The sequence below is a fragment of the Desulfurococcus sp. genome (assembly GCF_038881575.1).
GTDB lineage: Archaea > Thermoproteota > Thermoprotei_A > Sulfolobales > Desulfurococcaceae > Desulfurococcus.
Map to the genome: position 1 here is coordinate 1 of NZ_JAVZPN010000001.1, position 17,854 is coordinate 17,854.

At 45.9% G+C, this 17,854-nt stretch carries 16 protein-coding genes and 1 tRNA gene; 10 read left to right on the top strand and 7 right to left on the bottom strand.

What is annotated here, in order from left to right; all coding sequences use genetic code 11:
* On the top strand, positions 1-186 hold a 186-nt coding region (locus QXV08_RS00005), incomplete at its 5' end, for a hypothetical protein (RefSeq protein ID WP_342821365.1).
* Between the two features lie 71 nt (positions 187-257).
* Positions 258-1,343, top strand: coding sequence for a VIT1/CCC1 transporter family protein (locus QXV08_RS00010; RefSeq protein WP_342785480.1), 1,086 nt, complete (start codon positions 258-260; stop codon positions 1,341-1,343).
* 202 nt (positions 1,344-1,545) lie between these two features.
* On the opposite strand, the gene QXV08_RS00015 is transcribed toward QXV08_RS00010, so the two are convergent.
* Positions 1,546-4,227 carry a cation-translocating P-type ATPase gene (locus QXV08_RS00015; RefSeq protein WP_342785482.1) on the bottom strand — a complete coding sequence of 894 codons (2,682 nt, stop codon included), beginning with the start codon at positions 4,225-4,227 and terminating at the stop codon, positions 1,546-1,548.
* A gap of 70 nt (positions 4,228-4,297) precedes the next feature.
* On the bottom strand, positions 4,298-5,281 hold the full coding sequence (locus QXV08_RS00020) for a hypothetical protein (protein ID WP_342821366.1): 984 nt from the start codon (positions 5,279-5,281) through the stop codon (positions 4,298-4,300).
* 497 nt (positions 5,282-5,778) lie between these two features.
* On the opposite strand from QXV08_RS00020, the gene QXV08_RS00025 reads away from it, so the two are divergent.
* Positions 5,779-5,884: transfer RNA gene (locus tag QXV08_RS00025), tRNA-Pro, on the top strand.
* An 11-nt stretch (positions 5,885-5,895) separates the two neighbouring features.
* Here QXV08_RS00025 and QXV08_RS00030 read toward each other — a convergent pair.
* Positions 5,896-6,300: a thioesterase family protein gene (locus QXV08_RS00030; RefSeq protein WP_342785485.1), complete on the bottom strand. Its 405-nt coding sequence runs from the start codon at positions 6,298-6,300 to the stop codon at positions 5,896-5,898.
* A 372-nt stretch (positions 6,301-6,672) separates the two neighbouring features.
* Here QXV08_RS00030 and QXV08_RS00035 point away from each other — a divergent pair, with 372 nt between their 5' ends.
* Complete coding sequence (locus QXV08_RS00035; RefSeq protein ID WP_342785487.1) at positions 6,673-6,936, top strand: hypothetical protein; 264 nt, start codon at positions 6,673-6,675, stop codon at positions 6,934-6,936.
* A 7-nt stretch (positions 6,937-6,943) separates the two neighbouring features.
* Here QXV08_RS00035 and mcm read toward each other — a convergent pair whose 3' ends face one another.
* Entirely contained in the window at positions 6,944-9,046 is a 2,103-nt protein-coding gene (gene mcm / locus QXV08_RS00040; RefSeq protein WP_342785489.1) for a minichromosome maintenance protein MCM, read from the bottom strand.
* Entirely contained in the window at positions 9,039-9,641 is a 603-nt protein-coding gene (locus QXV08_RS00045) for a GINS complex subunit Sld5 (protein WP_342785491.1), read from the bottom strand. Before QXV08_RS00045 ends, mcm begins: the two co-directional genes overlap by 8 nt.
* Positions 9,642-9,711: 70 nt before the next feature.
* Here QXV08_RS00045 and QXV08_RS00050 point away from each other — a divergent pair, with 70 nt between their 5' ends.
* Together QXV08_RS00050 and QXV08_RS00055 are read left to right on the top strand one after the other, a co-directional pair.
* Positions 9,712-10,701 (top strand): replication factor C small subunit, encoded by a 990-nt coding sequence (locus QXV08_RS00050; protein WP_404991006.1) that lies wholly within the window; start codon positions 9,712-9,714, stop codon positions 10,699-10,701.
* A gap of 3 nt (positions 10,702-10,704) precedes the next feature.
* The gene (locus QXV08_RS00055; protein WP_342785494.1) at positions 10,705-11,985 is read left to right on the top strand and encodes a replication factor C large subunit; all 1,281 of its coding nucleotides are present in this window, start codon (positions 10,705-10,707) and stop codon (positions 11,983-11,985) included.
* Positions 11,986-11,987: 2 nt separating this feature from the next.
* On the opposite strand, the gene thiI is transcribed toward QXV08_RS00055, so the two are convergent.
* Positions 11,988-13,436, bottom strand: coding sequence for a tRNA uracil 4-sulfurtransferase ThiI (gene thiI / locus QXV08_RS00060; protein WP_342785496.1), 1,449 nt, complete (start codon positions 13,434-13,436; stop codon positions 11,988-11,990).
* An 84-nt stretch (positions 13,437-13,520) separates the two neighbouring features.
* Here thiI and QXV08_RS00065 point away from each other — a divergent pair, with 84 nt between their 5' ends.
* The 4 genes from QXV08_RS00065 to QXV08_RS00080 all read left to right on the top strand — a co-directional run bounded on the left by QXV08_RS00065 (position 13,521) and on the right by QXV08_RS00080 (position 16,299).
* Entirely contained in the window at positions 13,521-14,294 is a 774-nt protein-coding gene (locus QXV08_RS00065; protein WP_342788222.1) for a DUF432 domain-containing protein, read from the top strand.
* Between the two features lies 1 nt (position 14,295).
* Positions 14,296-15,147, top strand: coding sequence for a mechanosensitive ion channel family protein (locus QXV08_RS00070; protein WP_342785500.1), 852 nt, complete (start codon positions 14,296-14,298; stop codon positions 15,145-15,147).
* A 109-nt stretch (positions 15,148-15,256) separates the two neighbouring features.
* On the top strand, positions 15,257-15,880 hold the full coding sequence (locus tag QXV08_RS00075; RefSeq protein ID WP_342785502.1) for a hypothetical protein: 624 nt from the start codon (positions 15,257-15,259) through the stop codon (positions 15,878-15,880).
* 191 nt (positions 15,881-16,071) lie between these two features.
* Positions 16,072-16,299, top strand: coding sequence for an IS200/IS605 family accessory protein TnpB-related protein (locus tag QXV08_RS00080; RefSeq protein ID WP_342785504.1), 228 nt, complete (start codon positions 16,072-16,074; stop codon positions 16,297-16,299).
* A gap of 134 nt (positions 16,300-16,433) precedes the next feature.
* Here QXV08_RS00080 and QXV08_RS00085 read toward each other — a convergent pair whose 3' ends face one another.
* On the bottom strand, positions 16,434-17,852 hold the full coding sequence (locus QXV08_RS00085) for an NAD(P)/FAD-dependent oxidoreductase (protein ID WP_342785506.1): 1,419 nt from the start codon (positions 17,850-17,852) through the stop codon (positions 16,434-16,436).
* Positions 17,853-17,854: the final 2 nt, after the last annotated feature.

Sequence of the window (17,854 nt, forward strand, 5' to 3'; positions counted from 1 at the left end):
ATCATCATCCGAGGGCTTGAGTATTCACACTCACCGCCACATCATCATCTAATCATAACGCTACCGCCAAAACTTAATAAACTCTCCTCTCATCCCCGCCACAGAAGGGCGAGGCTTTCAGTTGTAATTATGATCATAACTATAACAAAGGTACTTCTAAGTAGCGTGGGTAGCCCTCTTAAATGATTTCCAAGGCTTGAAGCTTTAAATCTCATGGTAGATGTTTGATATTATAGATGCATTATAGATGCTTTGGGATGGGTTCCTTGATGAAGTGCCCCGATGTATTGATTAATAGCTTTATTGATGAGGTTCTCAGTGCTGAATTATATAGGTTTATGGCTAAAACCACGGGCAACAAGGTTTTCGAGAACCTGGCGTTGATTGAGGAGAAGCATGCCGGTATCCTCAGCAGAATCATGCGTGAAAAAGGTCTTGGAACACCATCTATATCGCTTAGCGCCAGGTTGAGGGCTAGGTGGCTTAAGCTATTGTCAAGGCTCTTCGGCTATAGATTCCTAATGCTTTTAATGGAGCGCTCCGAGGTAGATGCTGTAGTAGGTTACTGGGGCCTCTTAAATGATCCATTAATGCAGAATCATAGGGATGATATAGCTGAGCTACTCAGAGACGAGGTGATTCATGAGGTAGAGCTATACGAGGCTATCCACGGCTACAAGATTAGAGTGGAGAACATGAAGGATGCTGTCTATGGTATGATAGATGCTCTCATAGAGATCGAGGCGGGTGTTATAGGTATAGCGATGGCAACCGAACCACTTGTAGCCGGTATAGCGGGCTTGATCTCGTCTATAGCTGGATCACTAAGCATGAGTGTAGGCGCATATCTGTCAACGAAATCCGAGAACAATGCATCTGAGAGCAGTAGACTAGTGGACCAAGTGATGTCCTCAGTCGATATGGATGTATTTATTAAGAAAGTAGAGGAGAGGCTTATCGGAAAAGGCTTAAGCAAGGGTGATGTTACATTAATCAGTAAGTTGGTGAGGGAAAATCCTGTCCTAGCTAACCTAGTCATAGAGCAAGACGGCAGTGATACCTCCCCCATTGGTGCAGCTAAAAGTGCTGGAGTATTCTATATTCTTGGAGCTCTAGGACCAGTGCTCCCGTTCCTCTTAAACCTGCCCATATACTACGCTATACCGTTATCAATAACTTTAACTCTGCTGCTATTATTCCTTCTAACACTCTTTATAACACTTACCTCGGGTGGGCGTTTTACAAGGATGTTTATGGAGTACACGGGGTTGACGTTGATTGCTACATTTATGACGTTCTTCATGGGATTGATTGTTAAAAGATATTTCAACCTAGAGATATAGCTACTGACAATAAACAGTTCCTCAATGCTTTAAAACATGAGAGTTTCAATCATATTTTAACATGTTTCATCGAGATTAAACCAGTATAAATTATTTTGATTAAAACTATTGGTTGATAAACCAGTGGTTTGAGACTGATGCATTATAGTCCTCGATAGAAGACGAGGAAGTCAATCATAAAAACACGGGATTAAGCCTATGGCTACGTTGGCGACAGCTTTATTCCCAACAGTTTTCTTACTTCATCAGTAATGAATATTACCAATGGAACAATTGCTATATACATCCATGCTTCAAGGGTTAGCGGGACAGTGTCGAAGAACTTGTTGAGAGGCGTATATACTACGATTAACTGTAACACTAGCGAGGTTAGCAGTGCTGGCACCAACCATTTATTAGGTCTAAGTTTCCATATATTCAGATTCTCGCTTCTTGATACTAGTGCACGTCCAAACTCTGATATTGCTATAGTTGAAAACACTACCGTTTCAGCGAGAATTCTAGAGGTTGGCTCGAAGATACTGTATAGTAACAGGGCGAGACCACCTAATAGTGAACCCATTAGCACGTAGTACAGCATTTTCCTCATAGTTATAAGCCTATCCTTGCTACTCCTAGGTGGTTTCTCAAGTACGCCTGGTTCAGGGGGTTCCATACCCAGCGCTATAGCTGGAAAAGCATCCGTTGTAACATTTATCCAGAGCAAGTGTATGGGTTCTAACGGCGGCGGCATCCCGGCTAACGAGGCACCGAAAACGACTGCTATCTCGCCCATGTTGCATGAGAGAAGGTAGTTTATGGTTTTCTTTATATTCTCATATATTACTCTACCCTCCTTTATAGCATCAATTATCGTTACAAAGCTATCATCGAGTAGTATCATTTGAGATGCCTCCTTAGCTACCTCTGTACCCCTGATACCCATGGCTACACCTATATCAGCTATCTTCAGGGCTGGTGCATCATTGACGCCGTCCCCAGTCATCGCTATTCTATAGCCTTTAGCCTTCAGAAGCCTCGCTATCCTAGCCTTATGCTCTGGTGTCACCCTTGCGAAGATCTTGATCTTATCGACTACTTTTAACAACTCTTCATCACTCATCGAATCCAATGTCTTACCCTCCAAGACCTCATCATCTGAGGCGTTAAGCCCTATCATTCTACCAACAGCCATGGCTGTGAGCTTGTGGTCTCCTGTGACCATTACAACTTTTATACCAGCTTTCCCAGCTGTTTCAACAGCTTCCCTAACGCCTTCTCTCGGTGGGTCTATTATCCCCATAATAGAGTAGAACACCATATCCCTCTCGACATCGCCTGGCTCAGCATTCTCTAAATCTATGTTATCCAGTATCCTGATGGCTACACCATATGTTCTAAACCCGTTTGAGGCCATGCCCTCAATATACTTTAATAATTCTTTCCTACGCTCCTCAGTGAGTAATTCCTCACCGTTTTCCACAGCAATACTCCTGGATACCTCCAGAAGGAGGTCCGGGGCCCCTGAGGACACGGCAATGTATTTATTGTTGAACCTATGTATCGTTGTCTTTCTCTTCCTGAATCTGTCAAATGGAATTGTTTTAACAATCGGAAACTCCTCAACGGCTTCCCTAACGCCTTTCTCACCAAGTATTTTATATGCTAAAACCAGTGCAGCACCCTCGGTTGGGGATCCTTTGATAACCCATGTATTATTTTCCATGGTTAGTGATGCATCGGGAGAGATATGGGCTGCTAGTAGCTTGGCCAGGAAAACGGGTTTATTACTACCGCCGTTCAGAGGCTTCACTTCTCCACGGGGCTCGTATCCAACGCCTTCAACCTCATACTCTACGCCTGCAGCCATCAGCTTCTTAACTGTCATCTCGCCCTTTGTTATAGTCCCTGTTTTATCCGATAATATCACGTTCACGGAGCCAAGGGTTTCCACGGCAGCCAGCCTCCTAACCAACGCCTTCTTCTCAGCCATTCTCCTGGCACCAATTGCTAAAACAGCTGTGGCTATTGCTGGAAGTCCCTCAGGTATTGCCGCAACAGCTAGTGAGACAGCCAGCATGAATGCGCCGAGCAGGGAGGCCTCTCCCTTGAACACCATTACCGCGAAGACTATGGCTGATATCAGTAGGAGTACTACTCCTATTCTCTTACCGAAGTAATCCAGCTCTTCCTCTAGGGGTGTCTTCTCCTCTTCACTACTGGTTAGTTGGGTAGCTATCTTGCCCAGCTCTGTAGAAGCCCCGGTTGCTACTACGACTGCTTTACCACGCCCCTTAACAACATGGGTACCCATGAAGACCATGTTCACTCTGTCGCTTACCGGTGTATCTGGCTGAAGTATTTCATCAGGGTCTTTCTCAACAGGTATTGACTCTCCTGTTAATGGGGATTCATCGATCTCCAGCATCTCGGCCTCAACGAGTCTAGCGTCAGCTGGAACGATGTCTCCTTCGCGAAGCAGGATTACATCGCCTGGGACTATATCGGTTGACTTCACCTCCTTGACCTCACCGTCTCTAAGCACTCTAGCTATGGGTGTTGCAAGCTTCTTTAGCGCTTCCAGTGTCTTTTCAGACCTGTACTCCTGGATGAATCCCATGAAGCCCATCAAGATAACTATGGCGATTATTGCTATTGAGTCGAGTAGTTCTCCAAGAGCCATGGATATGACTGCGCCCACGATGAGTATCAATATCAGGAAGTTAGTGAATTGTGAGAGAAGCATCTTCAACATAGATTTCTTCTTAACCGGTATCATGTTGGCACCGTATCTAGCAAGCCTCTCCGATGCCTCTGAACTGCTTAATCCACTTGTTAAATCTGTTTCAAGCTCTTTCACAACACTGTTAATATCTAGACTATGCCAGCTCCTATGAGCACTCACTATGAAACACCAGAGAAAAATAACATGGAGTAATCCTTTTAAACTTTAAAAGGCATGCTAGGGCGTAGTGCTAAGAGATCTCTCTTGCATAAACAATCTTTTTTAATCCGGGCAGATACCATACTGGTCTAAAACCTTTAGATAGCAGGGAGTTCTTGATGCTGTTGTTTACCGACCATATATACCTGTATCCTTTAAGCTTTAAGTACACTAGGGCTTTATCCAAGGCTAGTTCACCGTATTCAGGGTTCTCAGCATACGTTATATCTAGGATCACTATGGAGCCTTCTACAGGTAGCCCACTTGCCAATGCTATCTCGCTCCATGGCTTTATCCTGGATTCCTGTAGAATCAGTATACTCAATGGCTCGCCTTCCCTAAGCAGTGCTAGAGGGATGCCCTCGGGGGGCTCCCCAATGTATTTCATGGCTACAGTCTTATCCACTTCATCGATATATGACGTGATGCGTTCACCAAGTAATCCAACTATATTTCTACAGGTATTTCTCAGAGAAACCTCTGAAACACATAGTGTCGACGCAATTATTTTCTGAGGTATCTTATAGCCGGCATACTGGCTGGCTAGATACAGTGAGGAGGCAGCTATGACTGAGGGGCTCGGCCCTGTTTTCTCACTCATACCACGTATTCTTCTAGCTATCCATAAAGTATTCGATGCTATTGGTCTACTTAATCCAAGCTTATCAGCTGCATATAATACATACTCCTCAATGCTGCATGGCTTAACACCTAGTTTTCCAAGGAGCTCTGTGAAACTGGTTCTAGGTATTCGTGCATAATCCATTATACATCTCACGCTAATACATATACCATGCCTCCTTAAAACCATGTATATTGCGAGGGCTATCCGTGAGTATTTATCAATGTATTTAACCACATTATTGAAACCGGGATCCGAGAGCAGGGCTTCAACCTCGCCGGTAATATCCCTGTTTACAGAGATCCCTGTCTTATCCACTAGTTTACTGAGTATAGTTGAGACATCCTCTCTAGAAATATCCAACCCGGTGTCCCTCATATTAATTAGGATCAAGCGATAACTAATATTCTTATCTCGCATAGGATCCCATATATTATAAAGATAGATGCAGCAATTGTGATCTGACCTCCTCCCCGCCTCAAAAAGGCGAGGCTTTCAGTTATAAGACTGTTTTAAATATTACTTAAGCTCTCCAGCCCTTTCAACAGTGAAATACACTAGCAATAACTGGATAGAGCGTCTAGATGTTTAAATGCGGAGCGATCGGTAGCAGTGTAAACACGGTGAGAATGCATCGTAATAAGGTGGTTACCCCGTCCATTGCTTTGGCTGCTTGTGGGCACGAGTAGCGTTCCCATTCATCATGGTTTTGCATGCTTTTGAATACTTCTAGTCACGGCAGGCGGGAACACTAAGGATTAACTCTATATCAATGGAATTCATTCTCAAGATCACTGGCACTAATATATCCGTATTGAATAGTGAGCCATATATGCTGGATGGTTAACTATATAAGGCAACCCATATGATTTAATGGATATACGGTGAATGGGGCCGTCGTCTAGCCTGGCTAGGATGCCGGCCTGGGGGGAGTACCCCCGTGGCCCAGGACTCCCGGAGCGCCGGTGGTCCCGGGTTCAAATCCCGGCGGCCCCATTAACTAAAAATTATTGTTGCTGATTGATCAGTGATCTCACTTTCTCGATGAATCTTTCCCTATTCACGATGAATCTTTCATGTGTTCCCTCGCCTAGTGTTATTGTTCCCCAGTAGGCTTTAACCTCGAAGAGTAAACGTTTACCCTCTGCAGTAATGAGTTTAACGGATACTTTTACTCTAGCCCCCTTTGGCGCTGGGTTTAAATGCTTGATATTAACCATGGTCCCCACAGTCGTGTATTCCTGGGGCAGGTGTTTCTCCACGCATTTCAACGCTGTTTTCTCCATGAAGGCTATCATGCTAGGGGTTGATAAAACCTGGACGTCGCCGCTTCCAACATGTTTAGCTGTATGTGCTTCTTCGACAACGTATTCTTCCTCACAGTATAACCCGGGCACAACCTCTATCGACATGTATACCACCTTGTTTCAGTAATTACATGTTATGGAATAAATACATGGTGGAATCCGAGACTGACGCGAATTTAACTCATGGATTTAAGCACTTTTGAATTTTCTATTGGCAATGAACCGTAGTACGGTGAGGTATCTATCCACAGACGAGAGCCCCGCGGCGTTGGACCCGAGGGCCACTCATGAACATACAGTGATTTTCCCATCTCTATGGACGAGGTGGAAGCCCCTAGAGGATTGAGTAAACCATCTTAAACAACCACAACCAAATCCTCTAGGGGCAAATGGAAGACGCGTCTAAGGCAGGTTTTAAAACCTCCTCGACCTCTTAATACTTAGAGGACTGGTGTTTAAGGGATAAAGGTGATTAATGTGAGCAGTGAGCCGGTTTATGTGGTTAAGGTTGGCGATAAAGAGGTAGTCATAGATGAGAAAACGCTTGAAGTGCTACAGGAATACGTGAAAACTCCCATGGGTCTCGAGGAGTTGGCTGAGAAACTGGGACTAGAGAGCTGGGAGGAGGCATACGAGTTCATAAAGGCTGTACCAGCCTGGATACTCTGGACACCTGTATCACTATGGCGACATAGGAAGAAGTGGATACAGGGGAAAATACAGGGTCAACAAGCCCAGTGAACCAATGCTATGCTTTAGCTACATAGCCGCTTTCAGGCTCGTATAGCTCGCCACGTCTAAGCATCTCCCTTATCTCCTCCTTCGCGAATTCTTTTTCGAAGCCTTTCTCGCTGGCTTTAGCGACTAGCTCGCTTATACCCATCTTTCCAACATCATCGAGGAGCTTGAAGACGAATTCTCTGAACCTCCTCTTCTTCTCCCTTTTAGATGCTGATACACCTGATTCTATGACATCTATATCTATACGTCCGCTTTCAACATCTATACCTATCTTGCTCAGCATAACAAGCATAAGCCTTATAGCTTCTTCGGCATCTTCAACTGTAGCCCTATTCTTTAGCGAGAGACGTGCATGTGCTTCTGTAAGCCTTATTATTGCTTCAAGCTGCCTCGGCGTTATGGCTATCGCGGTCGGCTGGCTTGGATCACTTGAAATAGACGACTGCCTCATGTTAACGTAGAACTCCTCTATTAACCTGGCTGCCTCAGGCGTGAGCTGTGGACGCACATATCTCCTGGCATAACTGATATACTTCTTGAGCAATGTGAGATCTATTAGTGGCCGTGTCTTATCTGCTTCACTATGTACCCCGAGTATGTGGCGTGCAAGCCTTTTATCCTGCCCGGTATTGGGTACATCCCTGATAGTGAATATGAGGTCAAACCTTGAGAGTATAGTGGGTGGTAAATCTATGTTCTTGCTTACAGGCTTCGTGGGATCGTATCTTCCATCCTTAGGATTCCCAGCAGCCAGGACAGAGGATCTAGCGTTAAGCCTTGCAACTATTCCAGCCTTCGCGATGCTAACCGTCTGTTGCTCGAGGGCTTCATGTATGGCGCTTCTATCCTCCTCCCTCATCTTATCTATCTCATCGATGCAGGCTACACCGCCATCCGCTATCACTAGTGCACCAGCCTCTAAATAGTATTCCCCCGTTGTCTTATCCCGTAGGACAGCGGCTGTTAATCCTGCCGCTGTCGAGCCCTTACCACTCGTGTATAATCCCCTCGGAGCTAGTCTCGAGGTGAATTGGAGTAACTGTGATTTAGCAGTACCTGGATCCCCAACAAGTAAGACGTGTATATCCCCTCTGATCCTTGTACCGTCCTGGAGTATCTTTGGCACACCACCTAAGAGTAAGAGGGCTATGGCCTCCTTGATATCCCAGTATCCGTAGATACCTGGCGCGATGCTCGCGATAATTTTCTCCCTTATCCACGGGTCCTTAGCAAGCTCCCTTATCATTTTCTCGTCTTCATCCGTTATCTCTATTTCCTCAAGAACCTTCTCCTGGACCTCGATGTTATTTGCATCTATGTAGAAGGAGAATAAGGCTCTAGGACTATGTCTCTCTAGGGAGGAGACGGGTGCAACCCTTAGTATCCCGATAACGATTACTCTATCGCCAGGCCTGGCAACATCGACTACGTCGCCTGTGAGTATAACCTCAATACTCCGAGGTATCTGTCCCCCTGGGACTTCCTCCGGTTTCTCCTGGACAACTATTTTCTGCCAGTCTATAAAGGTGCTCTTCTCCGGGAGCAGCTCGAATCTACCTGGCTTACCGCATTGAAGGCAGTATACTGGTTTCTCAAACCTCTCGCCTATCTCGCCTTCTTCAGGGTATACGAATTCATGCGTACCTGTCTCAGGGTCTCTATGCCTATATGTTGCCTTCACTATTTTAGCATCTATTTTCGTCACCCGTGTAACTATCCCCTCTACCGCGATGAGCTTGCCGATGTAATCACTCGATATATCTCTTATCCTATGCGTCTCCGGCGGGTTCCTAAACCTCGGATAGAACTTCACTATTTTTCTAGCGTACTCCGGGTTCTCTCTCTCGACAACTAGTTTCACTGCCTCACTGAACCTTTCAATGGCTTCACCAGGGTTGTCCAGCACTATGTTTGCCAGGGCTCTATCGTACTCTATTAGATCCATAAAGTCCACTATCAGGCTCTTCTGCCCTGTCACGATCATCTGGCCTATTCTCTCCATGTATTTACGTAGACCCTCCTTAGAGCGGTATGTTTCCAAGAACTTCTTGAATGCCTCGGTGAGCTCGGCTCCCTTCAGGCTTACCTGTACATCTGTCTCGCTATCCAATTGTTTCAACCCCTATAAACCTCTTATAGTATATATCTAGAATAGTCTTCAATGCGTTGAAGAGTATCTTCTCCTCCTCGCTCAGGTTCTCCACGATATCGGCTGGATAGCCAGGTGTCATGGTAAGGTTGACTATCTTCCTGGTTCTAAACCGTGTAAGAGAGAGCATTGAGTCATTTATAATCCTCACGAGCTCGCTTACCTCTTGCAGGCGCTTTATATCTGGCGACCTCCCATACTCCTCAATGTTCTTTACAAGTGTATCCTTCATCCTGTGGTAGAAGTAGCCCTTGAGTTTCTCAAACCTTAATTGATTCCTATACCTATCCTCGTTGAAGACTAATTGCGATAACATATCCCTGCTGATATCATCGTCAACTATTTTAGCCTGATTCTTCGCAGCGAGCTTTCTTGCAATCCATCTTGGTACAACTTGCTCAGAGCCCTTTGTAAGCTCTATAAATCCGTCATCTATGAAAACATTGAGATCTTGTGCTGTAACAAGTATTTTAACTGGTTCCTCCTCATACTCCCTTGCGATAAAGTCACTTGTAAGGATGCCTATTAATTCAAGTAAACCATTCAAAGCATCCACCGTTTAGTTATAATACCCTGAAATCCCTTTAATATCCTAGCCACATTATACCTATTAATGAAGCCTTTAGGTGTCTAGTTTGAGTGAGGAAGTAGAATTATTGTGGGCTGAGAAATATCGTCCTAGAACACTCGACGAGGTAGTGAACCAGAAGGAAGTAGTCGTCAGGTTGAAGAAGTTTGTTGAGGAGAAGAATATACCCCACATGCTCTTCGCTGGGCCTCCTGGCACAGGTAAGACCACTATAGCTCATTGCCTAGCCCACGACCTCTACGGCGACGACTACAGGAAGTACATGCTGGAGTTAAACGCGTCAGATGAGAGGAAGATAGAGGTTATAAGAGGTAAGGTTAAGGAGTTCGCAAGGGCCAGGGTCGTCGGTGATGTACCGTTTAAAATAGTACTTCTCGACGAAGCTGATAATATGACGGCTGATGCTCAGCAAGCCCTGAGGAGGCTCATGGAGCTGTATAGTGCTACAACGAGGTTTATTCTGACGGCAAACTACCCGAGCAAGATCATAGAGCCTATTCAGAGTAGAACAGCTATCTTCAGGTTTTCACCGCTAAGCAGAGAGGATGTTGTAGGGAGGCTGAAATATATATGTAACGCTGAGAAGATAGAATGCGCTGAGAAAGCGCTTGAAACAATATATGAGTTATCAGAGGGTGATATGAGGCGGGCTATAAACATCCTGCAGACAGCAGCCGCCTTAGGCGAGGTGGTTGAGGAAGCCGTCTACAAGGTGCTAGGGATGGCGCATCCCAGGGAGGTCAGAGAGATGATAAATACAGCACTAGCAGGCAACTTCACGGAAGCCAGGAATAAGTTAAGAACCCTGATGATTGAATACGGGCTCAGCGGCCTCGACATCGTGAAGCAGATACATAGAGAGATATTCAGCCAGGATGTTAAAATACCGGATGAGATAAGGGTGTTAATAGCTGATCTAGCCGGTGAGATACAGTTCAGGCTTGTCGAGGGGGCCGATGACGAGATACAGTTGAACGCGTTTCTAGCCAGGCTAGCTTTAATAGGTAAGAAATTCAAGACGGGGTAGCCCTTGAGCCAGGAGAGAGTACCGTGGATAATAAAATATAGGCCCAAGACCCTTGACGAGGTAGTAAACCAGGATGAAGCCAAGTCGAAGCTACTGGAATGGCTTAGCTCATGGGAGAAGGGGAAGCCTAGCAAGAAGGCAGCATTACTCCATGGTCCTCCAGGCTGCGGCAAGACAAGTCTTGTAGAGGCCCTAGCCAGGAGTAAGGGCTACCAGTTACTTGAGATGAATGCCAGCGACGCAAGGCGGAAGGAGGATATCGAGAGAATAGTTAAATTGGCAAGCCGCTCAGGAGCATTAACCGGGTCTAGGAAGATAATACTGCTTGATGAAGTCGATGGGATGGATGTTAGGGCGGATGCTGGCGGCGTAGAAGCCCTGGTGGAGGTAATCAAGGTTACTGCCAACCCGATAATAATGACGGCTAATAACCCGTATTCACAGACGCTACGCCCCCTTAGAGAGCTCTCGGAGATGATAGCCTTCAAGAGACTTACTCCAAGAGACGTTGTAACAGTGTTGAAGAGGATATGTAGTGCTGAGAAACTAGTATGCGAGGATCAAGCCCTCGACGAGATAGCTAAGAGGAGTGAGGGCGACTTAAGAAGCGCCATAAATGATTTAGAAGCTATGGCTGGAGCCAGTGAAAGAATCACCCTTGGACTAGTGAAATCATTCTCAACATACAGGGATAGAACCTATGCACCGTACGAGGCATTACAGAAACTCTTCAACTCCAGGTATATATTCCAGGCTAGGGAAGCCCCCACCTCAACTGATTTAACCCCCGACGAGTTCATGGTATGGATTAACGAGCATATACCAACATACTATGAGGACCTAGAGGAGATCGCGAGAGCCTATGATGCATTAAGCAGGGCCGACGTATACATGGGAAGGATAATTAAAACCAATAACTGGGATCTATTAACCTACGCATTAGACATGATGGGACCTGGTGTCGCATTCGCGAGGAAGACGTACAGGTATAGGTGGAAGCCCTTCAAGCAGCCAGAGAGAATCAAGCTGATGAGTGAGACAAAGAAGTCTAGGGAGATCCGGGAAGCCCTGGCCGAGCAATTAGCCAGCCACATACTTGCCAGTAAAGCTGTAGTGAAGAGTGATGTAATACCGTTTCTAAGAGTGATTTTCAGGAGTAATCCAAGATATGCTGCTAAACTTGTCGAGAGCTATAGACTACCCAGTGAAGTTGTGGAGTGGTTGGCTGGTCCCCGAGCCAAGGAGGTGTTGAACTATATTAAGAAGCGCAGGGTTGGCAAATAGGATCACCGCGTCTTTTCCAAGCCAGCCCTATATCTTGCTAAGCCCCCACGTAGGCTATACGCCTTAAATCCCTTACTACGGAGCTCCCTCGCTAAGAGCAAGCTAATCCCCCCTGTTGTACAATAAAGTACTATCGGCTTATCTCTGGGTAGATTGTTGAAGTCAACCATGCTTAGGTGAATTGCCCCCGGCAACGCATCCCTCTTATACTCCTCATAACTCCTGGCATCTATGATTATTGAATCGCCTGGTATCGAGTCTATTTCCTCACTATAGCCTGGTACAGCCTCCTCAGGGCTTGCAGAGAATACATCTACTACCCTGTACTCTCCTGCCACCCTCTCCACAAGCCTCACGTCCAGCCTCTCAATTAGTGATTTAAGCTTCTCACTGGAGATCCTGGTAGCTACGTGTGTTGGAGCTATTGCACATGCCTCGGCAACCCTGGAAGAGTAGTCGTATAGCCCGATCCTTCTCGAGTACTCTATGATCTCCTCTTTATCGAAGCCTATTAGAGGCCTCAATATAATGCTCCTCGGTGAAACAGTGCTCTCTACCGCAACCAGGTTGGCTAGCGTCTGGCTGGATGCCTGTGCAAGAGCCTCACCGGTTACAAGAGTGTTGTATCCGAGCCCCGTGGCTATTTTGTCGGCAACCATGTACATTAATGCCCTGAGAACCACCTGCCTATAGCTCCACTCTATTCTCTCCTCTATCTCGGCTATAAGAGGCGTAAAATCGACTGTTATAAATCTCGGGTTATAGCTGCTGAACCACTCCTCGGATAACTTCCTTGCCACGGTGAATGCCTGGCGAGAGACCTCGCTGGAGCCCATTACATAGTGTAGGAAGTCGACCTCCACCCCCCTCTTAGCCATCATCCACGCTGCTACAGGAGAGTCAAAGCCCCCTGAAAACAAGACTAGTGCTCTCCCGCTTGATCCGAGTGGAAGACCCCCGGGACCCATAGCGACATTGCTGTATAAGTATGCCTTATTACCCCTGACCTCAACCTCTACCTCTACATCTGGGTTCTCCAGGTCCACGCCCTTTGAATACGGCTTCAGTAATGCTCCCACCTCCCTGGCTACGTCGAGGGATGTGAATCCGTGTTTTCCACTCCTCTTCACCCTCACAGCAAACTTTCTATCCCTTACACGCTCTATCGTCCTAGACGCTATCTCCTTGGCCAGCTCACCAAGATCCCTGAATTCCAGCACCTGGACCTCTGATACTCTGTGAACCCCGAATACCCTGCTCAACTCCTGCAACGCCTCGGCTTGTGTCTCAACAAGTATCTTGGCATCGATTACCCTGACTGCTTGCAGAGTGATGTTTCTCCGGGCAAGCCTCCTCCCTATGTTATCGATGAGCCTGTAGTAGAGTCTCGACCTGGTTTTCTTGGATTTCAAAGGTATTTCTCCAGCTACCGTGATAAGGTATGTCGGCAACTCTTCTCAACCCTTTCCATATCGCTATTTCGATAATGTTCCATATTATAGATCAGGCTTATATTATAGCTTTGCCTAGGTTTAATGTCAGTACACTGGATTCACCGAGGTTACGGGGCTCTCGGGATGTATGGTATTGGAGTAAGTGGTAGGATCAATGTTGGGGATAACATTATAGAGTATGATGTAACTGGGAGTAGGTATCGTAGGATGAGCAGGGACGGATCCATAACTGTATCACTGGATCTGCAGGGAGAGCATAGTATCGTCGCGGAACCTGTTCACTCCCTCTACATACCGGGGTTCAACACGAAGTATATGCTCGTGGAGCTGGTTGACAAAATAGTTATCCCTCCGAATTCCTCGGTGAGCTTCTTCATCAAGACCCCGGTGGATCTAGGCGTATTTATGGTTGGAAGAGACTTCTATAAGCTAATAGATGTTGTCCCGTTGCTCAGCTACTATAAGTATACACTATACGGTCCCCTTGCATCGCTCGAAGAGGTAGGCGGGATCTTATGCAGGCACTGGAGAAGCAGGAGTTACAGTGGGAAAACAAGTGTTGAACCCGGGGAATGCCTAGTTGAGGCTGAGGTAGTAAATGAGTTAGGGGATTCAATCATAGTCTCCAAGATACTTGTTGATGCGTCTTATATGCCCCTCTACTATGAAATAAATACCTTCAACTGCTACGCTGGCAAGATAAGGATGGTTGTGAAGAGTAAGGGTATCGGGGAAATAATATATCCCAGGATCCAGCCGCCCCAGGGTTACTTGAAGGCGGATGTTCCAGCTGAACTAAGGCCCCCGCCTATCCCTATAATAGCTTGGAAAACAGAGATGATATGGGGTTTCTGAGATGATTAATTTCTCATGGATACTGGAAACAGTAATCAATGCCTTCACCTCTCTGGGATTGAGCAGAGACCTGGCTTTAAGGGTGTTCATCGCACTGATCATATTAGCAGTTGGCTACGTAGTGGTCAAGATCATTACAAGGATTACATCAAGGATTCTCCTAAAGCTATACCCGAGGCAGATAACCATCATTGTGCTGAGGATCATATATTACTCACTTCTATTTGTACTCATAGTAGTGTTTCTCACCTCGCTTGGCATAGATGTATCAGGGTTGATGCTGGCGGGGGGATTCGCTGGTCTAGTGGTTGGTGTTGCCCTTCAACCAGTGTTATCCAACGTGTTCGCCGGGTTATATATTATAGCTGAGAAAGTTATTCAGCCAGGCAATGCTGTGGAGGTGAGCGGTATAAGCGGGGAGGTGCTCTCTCTTTCAATAATATTTACACGGATAAGGACCTGGGATGGCGTAATTGTCACTGTTCCTAATAACTTACTGCTTTCCTCAGTATTGAAGAATTACAGTAAGACCACGGCTAGGCGTGTTGAGATCACGGTGCCAATAGCGTATGGTGAAGATGCCGAGAAAGCATACACGGTAATAAGGGAAGTCATCGATAAATATCCCTATACACTAGTTGAGCCCTCTCCAGACATATTTGTTTCATCAGCAGGCGACAGCGGGTTACTAGTGACTATAAGGGCTTGGGTGCCCGGGCAGTATTATTATCAGGCGGTGAAGGAACTGCCCTGGCTAGTAGTGAAAGCCATATCAAACGCTGGTATAGAGATACCGTTCCCCCAGCTCTCAATATGGTTTAAGACACCGCTGAATTTAAGGAGCAACCAGTAAGTAGCCCGGTGGCTTAAAACCTGATGCCCCCTGGATGATTAAGTGAGTCAGCAGTATTGGTAAGGCTGGTGTTCACTACATGTTCATGCTTCACCAGGTTCAGGAACATATGAAGGAAGATTGGTATTCAACTGGGTTCACTATTCTAAATTACGTACTCGAATACTTTGAATTAGAGTTGGTGGCGAGTATACGTGGTAAATCATTGAGTGATGTATTATCGCTTCTCAATGACCTAGGAAACAAGTATAATTCCATACTCGCTTCCAAACTACTTGTAGAGGAGGGGACCTGGTGTGTAATCGTCTACCGGGAGCCATATTTAAATATCCAGTGTAGTAAACCACAGCCTGGATTCGACTCTAAGGTGATCGAGGCCGATATATACATGTTATCCCCGAATCCCTCAATTAAGGATATTTATCCAGCATCAGTGACGGATACACCGCTGAAATGCATTAATCAACTATATCTGGCCTCACTATTCTTTAACAAGGAGCATGCAGTGAAGGGACTTGAATGCATTAGTCAAGCTGTTAAGGATGTAGAGAAGAAGCTACTTGAAAAACAGGCCTCCATAAACAAGAAAGACGGGAAAATCTACAAATTAATATTGGATAAATTATCGAAGACATTGAAAGACCTAGGCACTAAAATAGAAGCTGAGGACTGGGTTAAAGTACTATGGCTAGCGAACGAGTTGGTAATGCTGTATAACGAGACAAAGGTGTAGTACTCCTAGTTATTCCTCTAGCTATGGCCATAATTCTGTAGCTTATAGTGTCTTTAACTATTGCTTTGTTTTTCACACCGGTTTATGGTTGATGATATTAATCTTCCACGACTACTACCGCGTATATTTCATCTGACCTCCTCCCAGCCCTAAAGGGCAAGGCTTTCAGTTGTAGATATGGTTCAGTAATTGTGCTGGGGAACCTAGAGGAGATTGGGGAGAATGCTAAGAAGGGCAGAGAGTTCAATAAGAAGCTGTCCCTCTGGTTCTACAGGAGAATACAGTTCACAGTAGAGTACAAGGCTCTTGAAAAAGGACTAGAAGCAACCTATGTAAATCCGAGGAAAACCTCATCGAGATGCCCGAGATGTGGTGCAAAACTAATCGAATCCGACCAAAGAATTATGAGGTGGTCGTGATGTGATAGTATGCATGAATCTATTCATTAGATACTTGAGATGTGGGGTCGCCCTGAACGCCCCCAAGCCCGATGAAAACCCGAGTGGGATGAGGGGAAAAGAGATGAGGGGATGATATCAACCAACATGAACCGCTATGAAACCAGAACCCCTCCCAGTCCCTCTTTCTCAATAATACTACGTGCAGCCAGCACACCTGTAGCGGCCGCGATGTTTATACCTCTCGATAAGCCGGCGCCATCTCCAGCCACATAAATGTTTTCCAGGCTTGTCTCAAAGTTTCTGTCCACACGTGTCTTCACGCTGTAGAACTTTATCTCGGGTGCATATAGCAATGTATTATATGATGCTAAACCCGGTATCACTGTGTCGAGTCTTTCAATAGCTTCTATAATGTTCTCTATTACTCTATGAGGATACGCCATGCTTATATCTCCTGGCGTAGTATCCCTCAGGGTCGGCTCTACGATGCTCCTTCCAATCCTGCTCCATGTACTCCTTCTCCCGGATAACAGGTCCCCGAACCTCTGTATTAATGGTTTTCCACCTCCAAGCTTTGTCGTGAGGCTGGCTATGTGCTTACCATATTCCACTGTATCCTCCATTGGATCAGTCAGGTTAATTGTCACGAGTAATGCAAAGTTCGTGTTCCTGGATTTCACCTCATTATAGCTTTCACCATTCACTCCTATCGTTCCATCATCGTATAGCTCTCTAACCACGAAGCCGTTTGGATTAGTGCAGAACGTCCTCACTTTGTCATCATAGGATTTAGTGTAAAGTATTATCTTTGGATCCTTAACAATAGACGTCAATGGCTCCGCTATATAGGATGGTACTTCTATTCTTACCCCTATATCGAGGGGGCCTGGCTCGGTTTCTATGCCAAGCTTCCTCGATATAGTTGAAAACCACCTTGCGCCTCCACGGCCTGGTGCTAGGATAAGGTGCCGTGTGGTGAAGACGCCGCTCGTGGTTTTAACGATATAGCTTCCTCCATCTACATCTATATCCTCGACGCTCGTCTCTACGAGTATCTTAACGCCTGAGTTTTCAAGGTACTTCTCCATTGAGTAGATAACATTTGGCATCTTGTCACTACCCACGCGTCTCTGCGGTGTGGGAATAAATTTTCCACCAGCTTTAGCCACCAGCCTCTCCAGCTCTGAGGAGTTCTCAACATTCACGATCTCTCCTTGAGCACCAAATCTCCTCAGTATTGAATCTACATATGTAACGATCCTCATGGCATCCTCCCAGCTTCCGAGTAATTTATCAAGGTCGCCTCCGACATCGGGTCTTAGATTTACTATCCCGCTGCTCAGTGCTCCAGCTCCGCCGATGCCGTACATAATATTGCATGGATTACACATCCTACACCTATGGATCCTGGATTTCCTTGCGACATCGAACATCGGGCACAATCTGTTCTCGACTCTTCTACCTTTATCTATTAGAAGCACTCTCAATTTACCTGTATGAAATGATAGCTCGTATGCGGCGAATAATCCGGCGGGTCCACCGCCAACTATCACAACATCGTATTTACTCAAGG